Genomic DNA, 11,919 nt, shown 5'->3' with positions numbered 1-11,919 from the left:
CCCGCAAGCAGTGCACCATGGGTGTATCGGCGCGGCGCAAAACAACGGGACTGTCGCCCAGAGGAGTGCCTGTAGCGCCTCACTCCATCTCGCCGCACAGTTCCGCCGCGCGTAGCAGCGCGGCGGTCAGGTTGTGTCGCTCCCAATCCTTGAGCGCGGCGAAGCGCTGGCGAAACTCCGGCGGCAGCAGCGTCGGCGCTTGCTGCACCAGTTCACGGCCGGCAGCGCTGAGCAGCAACCATTGGCGACGGCGATCCTGATCGTCACGCTGGCGCTGCAACAGGCCGCGCTCCACCAGACGATCGAGCATGCCCGACAGGGTCGCCGCCGTGAGGCTGACCCGTCCACTCAGGTCGCTGGCGGTCAATCGTTCCTCACCCGCCAGCACCTGCAGGATCATCAACTGCATGGGCGTCAGTCCGCCGAAACGGGCCAGGCGCTTGGCATGCACCTCACCCGCCTGCTGCAGACGCCTTAGCGACTGAAATATCGGCAGATCGAGTGTCATCACAGATGACAAATCTATTTCAGTAGGAACTATTTTTTCAGTCATACATGCCTTATAAGTCATCTTATCGCTTTGACATGAAAGCATTTTTTTGTTTCCCTGTACAAGGCTCGGCGAGCCAGAAGCACTCCCCAACGGCAATACCGGTAAGGATCCCTATGTGCGGAATAGCTGGAGAATTACGCTTTGACCAACGACCGGCCGACTTGGCCGCAGTCGAGCGAATCACCCACCACCTGGCCCCTCGCGGCCCCGATGCCCACGGCTTTCACAGTCAGGGTCCCATCGCCTTCGGCCATCGCCGACTGAAGATCATGGACCTGGCCGAAGCCTCCGGCCAGCCGATGATCGACAGCGACCTCGGCCTGTCGATGGTGTTCAACGGCGCCATCTACAACTACCCGGAACTGCGCAGCGAGCTGCAAGGCCTTGGCTATCGCTTCTTCTCCGGCGGCGATACCGAAGTGCTGCTCAAGGGCTATCACGCCTGGGGCACCGACCTGCTACCCAAGCTCAACGGCATGTTCGCCTTCGCCGTGTGGGAGCGTGACACCCAGCAACTGTTCATCGCCCGTGACCGCCTGGGGGTCAAACCGCTGTACCTGTCGCGCACCGGCCAACGCCTGCGCTTCGCCTCCAGCCTGCCGGCCCTGCTGCAAGGCGGCGATATCGGCAAGACCCTCGACCCCATCGCGCTCAACCACTACCTGAACTTTCATGCCGTGGTCCCGGCGCCGCGCACCATCCTCGCCGGCGTGGAGAAGCTGCCCGCGGCCAGTTGGATGCGCATCGACGCTCAGGGCAACTGCGAACAGCAGACCTGGTGGAGCCTGCAGTTTGGCCCGCAGGGCGATGAAGTCGATTACAGCCTGGAAGACTGGAGCGAGCGCGTCCTCGATGGCATGCGCGAGGCGGTGTCGATCCGCCAGCGTGCCGCCGTGGAAGTCGGCGTACTGCTCTCCGGCGGCGTCGATTCGAGCCTGCTGGTCGGCCTGCTGCGCGAAGCCGGGATAGAACAGCTGTCGACCTTCTCCATCGGTTTTGAGGATGCCGGTGGCGAGCGTGGCGACGAGTTCCAGTACTCCGACCTGATCGCCGAGCGCTTCAAGACCCGCCACCACCAACTGCGCATCGGCGAGAACGAGATTCTCGAACAACTGCCGGCCGCCTTCCGCGCCATGAGCGAGCCGATGGTCAGCCATGACTGCATCGCCTTCTATCTGTTGTCGCGCGAGGTGGCCAAGCACTGCAAGGTGGTGCAAAGCGGCCAGGGCGCCGACGAGCTGTTCGCCGGCTACCACTGGTACCCGCTGGTGGACGGCGCCGACGATGCCTTCGCCGCCTATCGCCAGGCGTTCTTCGACCGCGATCACGACGAGTACGCCGCCTGCGTACAGCCTGCGTGGCTGACTGGCGACATGGCCGGCGACTTCGTCCGCCAGCACTTCGCCCAGCCTGGCGCCGACGCCGCGGTAGACAAGGCGCTGCGCCTGGACAGCACGGTGATGCTGGTCGACGACCCGGTCAAGCGGGTCGACAACATGACCATGGCCTGGGGCCTGGAGGCGCGCACGCCGTTCCTCGATTATCGTCTGGCCGAGCTTTCCGCGCGCATTCCCGGACGTTTCAAGCTGCCCAACGGCGGCAAGCACGTACTCAAGGAGGCGGCGCGCCAGGTGATTCCGGCCGAAGTGATCGATCGCCAGAAGGGCTATTTCCCAGTGCCGGGCCTCAAGCACCTGGAAGGCGCCACGCTGGGCTGGGTGCGCGATCTGCTGGTCGACCCGAGCCAGGATCGCGGACTGTTCAACCCGGCCATGCTCGACCGCCTGCTGACTGACCCGCATGGCCAGCTCACGCCGCTGCGCGGCTCCAAGCTGTGGCAGATGGCGGCGCTCAACCTGTGGCTGAGCGAGCAAGGCCTGTAAGCCTGGTACCCCGGCAATCCAGCTGAACCAAGCGCGGCTGCCGGGGCTCTAAGCAATTGTTCGACCGAGGGTCGCAGCCCGGACCGAGTCCGGGGATGTCACGACTATATTCACGCGCCCAGCCACTGTCCGGGCGCAGCTGAAAGCCAAGGAAGCACACCCATGCGCGCCAATGCCTTCAATCAACGCCTGCTGCGCGGCCAGGCGCCCTCCTATGAGCGCCTGCAGGCGCGCTTTGCCGAAGATAACGCTACCGAACCCTGCCAACCCCTGGCCCTGAACTGTGGCTGGGGCCGTCTGTTGATTGGCCACACCTACCCTGACGCAGCAGAGCTTGCGCACGAATTGCTGAGCGAGCAACCGGGTGAGCGCGATATCGCCCTGTACGTCGCCGCCCCGCAGCAGGTGCTGGCGCAAGCGCCGCAACAGTTGTTTCTCGACCCCTCGGACACCTTCCGCCTGTGGTTCAGCGACTACCGCCCGGCGCACAGCGGCTTTCGCGGCTACCGCATCCGCCGCGCACAGAATGCCGAGGACTGGCAGGCAATCAACTGCCTGTACCAGATGCGCGGCATGCTGCCGATCGACCCGACAAAACTCACCCCGCGCCATCAGGGTGGACCGGTGTACTGGCTGGCCGAGGACGAAGACAGCGGCGCGGTAATTGGTAGCGTAATGGGCCTCAATCACCTCAAGGCCTACCGGGATCCGGAGCACGGCAGCAGCCTTTGGTGCCTGGCGGTCGACCCACGGTGCAACCGCCCTGGGGTCGGCGAAGTGCTGGTACGCCACCTGATCGAACACTTCATGAGCCGCGGCCTGAGCTACCTCGACCTCTCGGTGCTGCACGACAACCGCCAGGCCAAGGGGCTGTATGCCAAGCTCGGCTTTCGCGAACTGCAAACCTTCAGCATCAAGCGCAAGAACAGCATCAACCAGCCACTGTTCCTCGGCCCAGGCCCCGAGGCCGACCTCAACCCCTATGCGCGGATCATCGTCGACGAAGCCCTGCGTCGCGGTATCGAGGCGCACGTGGACGACGCCGAAGCCGGGCTGTTCACCTTGAGCCACGGCGGCCGGCGTATCCGCTGCCGCGAATCGCTGACCGACCTGACTAGCGCCGTGAGCATGACCCTGTGCCAGGACAAACGCCTGACTCATCGCGCCCTCAGCCGCGTCGGCCTTAGCCTGCCGGCCCAGCGCCTGGCCGGCAGCGCCGAAGAGAACGCCGCCTTCCTGGCCGCACATGGCAGCCTGGTGGTCAAGCCGGTGGACGGTGAACAGGGCCAGGGCGTCGCGGTCGACCTGCGCAGCCCGGCCGAGGTGCAGGACGCCATCGAACGCGCCCAGGTCTTCGACAGCCGCGTGCTGCTGGAAAGCTTTCATGAGGGCCATGACCTGCGCATCCTGGTGATCGGCTTCGAGGTGGTCGCCGCGGCCATTCGCCGCCCAGCCGAAGTGATCGGCGACGGCCGCCACTGCATCGGCGACTTGATCGACGCCCAGAGCCGCCGCCGTCAGGCTGCCACCGCTGGTGAAAGCCGCATCCCCAAGGATGCGGAAACCCTGCGCACCCTGCATGCCGCCGGGGTCGACTACGCCAGCATCCTGCCCCAGGGCCAGCGCCTGGCCGTGCGCAAGACCGCCAACCTGCACACCGGCGGCTGCCTCGAGGACGTCAGCGCAATCCTCCACCCGGCGCTGGCCGAGGCGGCGGTGAAAGCCGCGCGGGCCCTGGATATCCCGGTGGTCGGCCTCGACCTGCTGGTGCCGGCGGCCGACCAGCCCGAACACGTGTTCATCGAAGCCAACGAACGCGCCGGCCTGGCCAACCACGAACCCCAACCGACCGCTGAGCGCTTTATCGACCTGCTGTTTCCACTGAGCCAGGTCGGCTGAAACTGCAGAACGCAACAAATCAGTAGCCGGATACGCTTTGGTGCCATCCGGGGTAACCACCCCGGAGGCACCGCGAACCGCGGCTTATTCGGCCACATGGCTTGCCCTACGACCCTGCCGCGTAACTAAGCCCCCCTTTCTAGCGACACGCAAGGAGACGTTAATGCAGCAACTCCCCGAACCGGATCTCGACTACCTGCAAAAGATCCTCCTGGAAATGCTCGCCATTCCCAGCCCGACCGGCTTTACCGACACCATCGTGCGTTACGTCGCCGAGCGCCTGGAGGAGATCGGCATCCCCTTCGAGATGACCCGCCGCGGCACCATTCGCGGCACCTTGAAAGGCAAGCAAAGCAGCCCGGACCGCGCGGTGTCGGCCCACCTCGACACCATCGGCGCGATTGTCCGCGAACTGAAGGACAGCGGCCGCCTGGCCCTGGCACCCGTGGGCTGCTGGTCAAGCCGCTTCGCCGAAGGCAGCCGGGTCAGCGTATTCACCGATCACGGGGTGATCCGCGGCAGCGTACTGCCGCTGATGGCGTCGGGGCATGCCTTCAATACCGAGGTGGATCAGCTGCCGATCAGCTGGGATCACGTCGAGTTGCGCCTGGACGCTTACACCACCACCCGCGCCGATTGCGAGTCGCTGGGCATCTCGGTGGGCGATTTCGTGGCCTTCGACCCATTGCCGGAGTTCACCGAAAGCGGCCATATCAGCGCCCGCCACCTGGATGACAAGGCCGGCGTCGCCGCCCTGCTCACGGCGCTCAAGGCCATCAAGGAAAGTGGCCTGGAGCCGGAAAACGACTGCCATCCGCTGTTCACCATCACCGAGGAAGTTGGCTCCGGTGCCGCCGCCGTCCTGCCCTGGGATGTCAGCGAGTTCGTCGGCATCGACATCGCCCCGGTCGCGCCAGGCCAGCAGTCCAGCGAGCACACGGTCAGCGTGGCCATGCAGGACTCCGGCGGCCCCTACGACTATCACCTGTCGCGGCACCTGCTGCGCCTGGCCAGCGAGAACGAGATCCCGGTGCGCCGCGACCTGTTCCGCTACTACCACAGCGACACGCAGTCGGCCGTCACCGCCGGCCATGACATCCGCACCGCCCTACTGGCCTTCGGCTGCGATGCCACCCACGGCTACGAACGCACCCATATCGACAGCCTCGCCAGCCTCAGTCGCCTGCTCGGCGCCTACCTGCTGAGCCCGCCGGTGTTCGCCAGCGACGCGCAACCGGCCAAGGGCTCGCTGGAGCGCTTCAGCCATCAGCTGGAATACGATGCCCAGATGGAAAGCGAAACCCGGGTGCCTACCGTCGACAGCCTGCTCGGCCACCGCGACAAGGACGCTTGAAGGCCAACCCACATCAGGGCAAAGTGGCTGGCATGGGATGATGGCGCGGCGTGTATCACGCGCCCCCGCTAACGAAAATGGGGGGGCGCGGATGCCGCGTATGTGTCTGGCGGTGCTATTGCTCTGGCTTTGTGGCCCGGCGTGGGCGTTATTACCCGCCGAGCTGGATAAACCAGAACTGCGCCTGTCGCTCGGCGCGGCTATGGGTTATCTGCGAGACCCGGATGGCAACCTGACCCTCGAACAGGTCAGTACCCTGGGCGACGAACGCTTCGAACGGGTCCAGGGCAACCACGCCAACCTTGGCAAAAACAGTTCGGTCTGGTGGTTCAAGGTACGCCTGCACAACAGCCTGGCGCAGGATCTGGCGGGCTATCTGGAAGTCAATTACCCGCTGCTCGATCATATCCAGATCTACCTGAGCGGCAGCGACGGTGACTGGCTCATGCAGGAGAGTGGCGACCGCTACGCATTCACCCAGCGCCCGGTGCAGGTGCGCAACTTCTGGTTTCCAGTAACCCTGCCCCCAGGCGACAACACCCTGCTGCTGCGCGTGGACACCAACAGCACGGTATTCGTGCCGCTGTTCTTCAGCACCCATAACGCCAGCGCGGCCGCCCAGGAAAACCTCATGGGCCTCAATGGCGCCTTCTACGGCGTGCTGTTCGCGATGTTCTGCTACAACCTGTTCCTGTTTATCTCGCTACGCGAATCGGCCTACTTCTGGTACCTGGTCTACAGCCTGAATATCGGCCTGTTCAGCGCCAGCTTCGACGGCATGCTGTTCAAATTGCTGCCGCACTACATCGAATTGCAGTCGGTCAGCATCTACATCCTGATGTTCCTCCACTGCCTGAGCGCCAGTCAGTTCAGTCGTCACTTCCTGCATACCCAACAGCATTTTCCCCGCCTCGACCTGGGCCTGCGCCTGTTTATGCTGGCCACGCTCGGCGGCCTGCTGTCGCTGCCGCTGATCGGCCTGCAGGCCTGGAATATCCTGGCCAGCCTGACCGTGCTGGCGGTCTCCCTGCTGCTGCTGCTCAGCGGCGCCTATGTCTGGCGCCGGGGCTTGCGCTACGGCTCCTACTACATCCTCGCCTGGGGCATCTTGCTGGCCTCGTTCATCATTGCCACCTCGGGTTCGCTGGGGGTCGAACTGTTCGGCCTGTACGGCGCCGCAGTGGTCAAAGTCGGCGTGACCATCGAGCTGATTGCCTTGTCCATCGGCCTGGCCGATCGCATCAACATCCTCAAGGAAGAAGGCTTCCAGTCGCGCCGCGCCGCCGAACAGGCGGAAATCGAAAACCAGGCCAAGAGCCGCTTCCTGGCCATGATGAGCCACGAGATCCGCACCCCGCTCAATGGCGTGCTGGGCATGCTGCAACTGCTGCGGGACACGCCGCTGGATCGCAGCCAACGCATCTATGTCGACACCATCTCCAGCTCCGGCAGCTCCTTGATGGCGGTGATCAACGACATCCTCGACTACGCACGGATCGAATCCGGCAAGCTCAGCCTGGAACATATCGACTTCGACCTCGAACAACTGACCTCCGACACCCTCAGCCTGTTCGCCGGGCAAGCGCTGGACAAGCATCTACGCCTCTACATCAGCTTCGATGCGGACGTTCCGCGACGCATCCGCGGCGACCCGACCCGGGTCAAGCAGGTGCTGATGAACCTGCTTAACAACGCCCTGAAATTCACCGACGCAGGCCATGTCGCGGTCAATGTCTGCCGCCGTAGCGACCCCCTCGGCAATGCCCATCTGGTGTTCTCGGTAAGCGACAGCGGCGTCGGCATCAACCCGCAGAACCAGACTCGGCTCTTCGAGTCCTTCTCCCAGGGGGATTCCAGCACCACCCGGCGCTATGGCGGCAGTGGTCTCGGCCTGGCAATCAGCAAGGAACTGGTGGAGATGATGCACGGACGCATCGACGTACAGAGCACGCCTGGCCAAGGCACGCGCTTCGCCTTCGACATCCCGCTCGATGATGAAGCACGCGAAACCGATTCCCTGAGCCTGCTGCTCAATGGCCGCACCGCCCTGCTCTGCTCGCTTGACGGCCTCGGCCTGGATGCCCTGAGCCGCCTGCTCGGACGCTGGGGCATGCGCACCGAGCGCTGCCAAAACCCGGACAACCTGCACAATTACCTGGAAGACTTCGCCGTCGCACCGCTGCTGGTACTGATGTCGCCCTGGCCCGGCAGTATCAACCACTGGCTGGACGCACTGCACCCGTACCTGCAACTCGGCCAACGCATATTGCTGCTCTGTCCACCGCAGCAATGCCAGCAACTGCCACCCAGCGTCAGCCTACGCCTGCTCAGCCTGGCGCAACCGTTAACGGTCACCGCCCTGCGTGCCACGCTGGTTGAGCTCTATGCAGAACACCGCGCCGAAGTACGCAGCCTGCCACCTACAACACGCCCCGAGCAGGATGCAACCCCATGCATCCTGGTTGCCGAAGACAACCCGGTTAACCAGTTGGTGGTGCAAGGCTTCCTGAAGAAACGCGGCTATAGCGTGCGCCTGGTCACCAATGGGCTGGCCGCACTCAACGAATACCAACGCGATCCGGCGGCGATACAACTGATCCTGATGGACTGTGAAATGCCGGTAATGGATGGTTTCGAAGCGACCGAGAAAATTCGCCAGCTAGAGCGGCAACAACGCCTCGTGGCAGTGCCCATTGTCGCCCTGACCGCGCACACCCTCGACGAACACCGCCAACATGGCATGGATGTCGGCATGGACGACTTTCTCGGCAAGCCACTAGACAGCACCCAGCTCTACCGCACCCTGGAGCGTTATCTGCTCGAGCAAACCATGCAAGACACATAACCCGTAGGGCGTACTCGCGCAGCAGTATGCCGCAAGCTCCGGCGTCGCGATCTGGCGGGCTGTCGCTGCGCACCGAACAGAATGCCGTCCGCCCGGACCGCCATACGGATTAATCGGAACCAGAGCGGCCACCCAAGCACTTCGCGGCGACTGACGGTGAGAGGCGGGCATGGCCAGCACGTCCACGGCGCGTTAGCATCGCCGCTGCGTTCTGGAGAAACAAACCGTGCTGATCCCCGCGTCCCTGCTCGAAACCGACACCCTCACCCGCCTGATCGAGGACTTCGTCACCCGCGAGGGCACCGACAACGGCGACGAAACGCCCCTGCAGACTCGCGTGCAACGTGTGCGCCACGCCCTTGACAAGGGCGAAGCGGTCATCGTCTTCGACCCGGAAAGCCAGCAATGCCAGCTGGCCCTGAAACGCGACGTGCCCAAGGAGTGGCTGCAAGCGCCCAGCGAGTGACAGACGGCATCAGCCTGCTCAGGCGCCCAGGCAGGCCGTACACGCTTTCATCAAACTAAATCCCGGCCGGCTTTGTAGCGGGTTGCCGAAGCCCTTGTTCGCGCCCAACCGCTGATGAGCGCAGAGCACCCTGGCTGCATGCCCACGCGGAGCGTGGGAACACACAGGATGATGCGATTCGGTAAGCAATTGTGCCCCGTCTTCGACGCCACGCAATCGCGCAGCAAACGGGGCACTCAGGGGTCTATGCGCTCAAGTCGGCCAGCCAGTGTGCCCGCGACTGAACCACATCACAGCCAACGGGCAATCGCTGGCAATCAGCCTTGCGTGGTCAAACGCCAGGCGCGGTGGATTTTCGGGTTACGGGCAAAATCCGGATCCAGGGTCGCGGCACTGATGTCCTCCAGACCATAACGCGCCGCCAGCCCCTCATCGAGCTGGAACTTGCGGAAGTTATTGGAGAAATACAACACGCCGCCCGGCGCCAGGCGCGCCATGGCCAGGTCGAGCAACTGCACGTGGTCGCGCTGGATGTCGAACACGCCTTCCATGCGCTTGGAGTTGGAGAAGGTCGGCGGGTCGATGAAGATCAGGTCGTATTCGCCGCGATCCTCCTCCAGCCAGCCCATCACATCGGCCTGCTCCAGCGTGTTCTTGTCCGAGAAGCCATTGAGCGACAGGTTGCGCCGCGCCCAGTCCAGGTAGGTCTTCGACAAATCGACGCTGGTGGTGCTGCGCGCGCCGCCCTTGGCCGCATGCACGGTCGCCGTGGCGGTGTAGCAATACAGGTTGAGGAAGCGCTTGCCGGCGGCCTCACGCTGGATTCGCAGGCGCAACGGCCGGTGGTCGAGAAACAGCCCGGTGTCGAGGTAATCGGTGAGGTTGACCAGCAGCTTCACCCCGCCTTCGCCGACCTCCATGAACTGGCCTTGCGCGCTCTGCCGCTGGTACTGCTTAGTGCCGCTCTGGCGCTCGCGACGCTTGATCACCACTTTGTTCTTGTCGATGTTGAGCGCCTGGGGAATCGCGGCCAGGGCGTCGAACAAGCGCGCCTGGGCTTTCTCCGGGTCGATGGATTTCGGCGCTGCATATTCCTGCACATGCACCCAGTCTTCGTACAAATCGATGGCCAGGGCATATTCGGGCATGTCGGCGTCGTACAGCCGGTAGCATTCGACACCTGCCTTGCGCGCCCATTTACCCAGCTGCTTCAGGTTCTTTTGCAGACGATTGGCGAACATCTGCCCACCCTCGCTCAAGCGCGCCTGCTCGACAACAGGGGCCGGCAGCGGTTTGACCGGATTGCCGTTCTTGTTGTACTGACGCTCTTGCGGCTCCAGCGGTGCCTTGTCGGCTTCAGCCTGCTCGCGCTCGCGTTCACGCTGCTCTGGCGTACGCCGCTCGCCGGTGACGAACTGCTCCGGCTGCACCTTGATCAGCAGCAACTTGCACGGTAAGGCGCCGTTCCAGAAGGCGTATTGCTTGTGGCTGCGAATGCCCATGCGCTTGCCCAGATCCGGCGCGCCGGTGAACACCGCCGCCTCCCAGCCCAGGCAGGCCTGGCGCAGACGTTCGCCGAGGTTCTGATAGAGATACAGCAGGCTGGCTTCATCACCCAGGCGCTCGCCATAGGGTGGGTTGCAGATCACCAGGCCTTTCTGATTCTGGTCGGGCCGCGGCTCGAAGGTCGCCAGCTCGCCCTGATAGACCTTGATCCAGTGGCTCAGCCCGGCCCGCTCGATATTGTTGCGTGCCGGCTGAATCAGACGCGGGTCGGCCTCGTAACCACGAATCCACAACGGCGGCTTGGCCAGCCCTTCGGTCGCACGCTGCTCGGCTTCGGCGTGCAGCTTCTTCCACAAGGCCGGTACATGACCCAGCCAGTGGCTGAAACCCCACAGCTCGCGCTTGAGGTTCGGCGCGATGTCGGCGGCGATCATGGCCGCTTCCACCAGGAAGGTGCCGACCCCACACATGGGGTCGGCCAGAGCACCGCCCTCGGCGGCGATACGCGGCCAGCCGGCACGCAGCAGCACCGCAGCGGCAAGGTTTTCCTTCAGCGGCGCGGCGCCCTGCTGCAAGCGATAACCGCGCTGGTGCAGGCTATGCCCAGACAGGTCGAGGGAAAGAATCGCCTCACCGCGATCCAGGCGCAGGTGCACGCGCATGTCCGGGTTGAGCTTGTCGATCGACGGCCGGGTGCCGTCTTTCTGCCGCAACTTGTCGACAATGGCATCCTTGACCTTCAATGCGCCGAAGTGGGTGTTGTCGATCCCCGAACCATTGCCGCTGAACTCCACGGCCAGACTGCCGTTGGGTTCCAGGTGCTCGTACCAGTCGACCTCCAGCACGCCTTCGTAGAGGCTTTCGGCGTCCTGGATCGGGAAGCGCTTGAGCACCAGCAAGACCCGGTTGGCCAGGCGCGACCACAGGCACAGGCGATAAGCCGTCTCCATCTCGGCAACGCCCCGAATGGCGGACGTATGCTCACGCACCTCCTCGAGCCCCAGGTTGCCGGCTTCTTCAAGCAGCAAGCCCTCCAGGCCCTTGGGGCAGGTGAGAAAGAGTTCGTAACGATCCGACATGGGAATATCCAGTGCCTAAGGCAGTAAACGGCAGGTGAACGAGTCAACACGGCCAAAATAAGTGACAAAACGTCGCAAGGCGACCCTTCATCGGAATAGACAGAGCGTGCAACCGCGATTAATTCGCAGTGGCAAAACACCAGTACGCACGCTGCAAACGCCCGCACCATCAGTGACGGCTCCAAGAAACAAAATCTTTTGCGTATTGCCTTATGACTTGGGCGGCAAAAGTGTTACTTCCTTATGACAAAACGATCATTCCCAGGCACCCAAGCATTCGATAGAAATCTACCAGGCCTTCGTTGCAACGACGAGGGCACGAGGCAGAACCGCC

The 11,919-nt window shown here is 63.7% G+C and carries 7 protein-coding genes; 5 read left to right on the top strand and 2 right to left on the bottom strand.

From position 1 onward, the window contains the following. Positions 1-79: 79 nt before the first annotated feature. Entirely contained in the window at positions 80-553 is a 474-nt protein-coding gene (locus tag B2D37_RS03840) for a MarR family winged helix-turn-helix transcriptional regulator (protein WP_079201472.1), read from the bottom strand. A 113-nt stretch (positions 554-666) separates the two neighbouring features. On the opposite strand from B2D37_RS03840, the gene B2D37_RS03835 reads away from it, so the two are divergent. The 5 genes from B2D37_RS03835 (at position 667) to B2D37_RS03815 (ending at position 9,000) form a co-directional block, all read left to right on the top strand. Continuing rightward, positions 667-2,436: an N-acetylglutaminylglutamine amidotransferase gene (locus B2D37_RS03835; protein WP_079201471.1), complete on the top strand. Its 1,770-nt coding sequence runs from the start codon at positions 667-669 to the stop codon at positions 2,434-2,436. 162 nt (positions 2,437-2,598) lie between these two features. Then, complete coding sequence (gene ngg, locus B2D37_RS03830; protein WP_079201470.1) at positions 2,599-4,335, top strand: N-acetylglutaminylglutamine synthetase; 1,737 nt, start codon at positions 2,599-2,601, stop codon at positions 4,333-4,335. A gap of 163 nt (positions 4,336-4,498) precedes the next feature. Continuing rightward, a complete protein-coding gene (locus B2D37_RS03825; protein WP_079201469.1) occupies positions 4,499-5,689 on the top strand; it encodes an osmoprotectant NAGGN system M42 family peptidase in 1,191 nt (396 codons plus the stop codon). 91 nt (positions 5,690-5,780) lie between these two features. Beyond that, the gene (locus B2D37_RS03820; RefSeq protein WP_079201468.1) at positions 5,781-8,534 is read left to right on the top strand and encodes a hybrid sensor histidine kinase/response regulator; all 2,754 of its coding nucleotides are present in this window, start codon (positions 5,781-5,783) and stop codon (positions 8,532-8,534) included. A gap of 226 nt (positions 8,535-8,760) precedes the next feature. Beyond that, positions 8,761-9,000 carry a YheU family protein gene (locus B2D37_RS03815; protein ID WP_079201467.1) on the top strand — a complete coding sequence of 80 codons (240 nt, stop codon included), beginning with the start codon at positions 8,761-8,763 and terminating at the stop codon, positions 8,998-9,000. A gap of 317 nt (positions 9,001-9,317) precedes the next feature. Here B2D37_RS03815 and rlmKL read toward each other — a convergent pair whose 3' ends face one another. Continuing rightward, positions 9,318-11,585, bottom strand: a complete 2,268-nt coding sequence (gene rlmKL, locus B2D37_RS03810) for a bifunctional 23S rRNA (guanine(2069)-N(7))-methyltransferase RlmK/23S rRNA (guanine(2445)-N(2))-methyltransferase RlmL (protein WP_079201466.1) — start codon at positions 11,583-11,585, stop codon at positions 9,318-9,320. Positions 11,586-11,919 lie beyond the last annotated feature (334 nt).

Source organism: Pseudomonas sp. CC6-YY-74, assembly GCF_002025205.1.
In the GTDB taxonomy this organism is placed as follows: Bacteria; Pseudomonadota; Gammaproteobacteria; order Pseudomonadales; family Pseudomonadaceae; genus Aquipseudomonas; species Aquipseudomonas paeninsulae.
This window is presented reverse-complemented; position numbering and strand designations above follow the sequence as displayed.

What these genes read in the sequence shown, in the direction of transcription:
- B2D37_RS03840 (WP_079201472.1), bottom strand. Translation starts at nt 553, where the DNA reads ATGACTGAAAAAATAGTTCCTACTGAAATAGATTTGTCATCTGTGATG.
- B2D37_RS03835 (WP_079201471.1), top strand. Translation starts at nt 667, where the DNA reads ATGTGCGGAATAGCTGGAGAATTACGCTTTGACCAACGACCGGCCGAC.
- ngg (WP_079201470.1), top strand. Translation starts at nt 2,599, where the DNA reads ATGCGCGCCAATGCCTTCAATCAACGCCTGCTGCGCGGCCAGGCGCCC.
- B2D37_RS03825 (WP_079201469.1), top strand. Translation starts at nt 4,499, where the DNA reads ATGCAGCAACTCCCCGAACCGGATCTCGACTACCTGCAAAAGATCCTC.
- B2D37_RS03820 (WP_079201468.1), top strand. Translation starts at nt 5,781, where the DNA reads ATGCCGCGTATGTGTCTGGCGGTGCTATTGCTCTGGCTTTGTGGCCCG.
- rlmKL (WP_079201466.1), bottom strand. Translation starts at nt 11,585, where the DNA reads ATGTCGGATCGTTACGAACTCTTTCTCACCTGCCCCAAGGGCCTGGAG.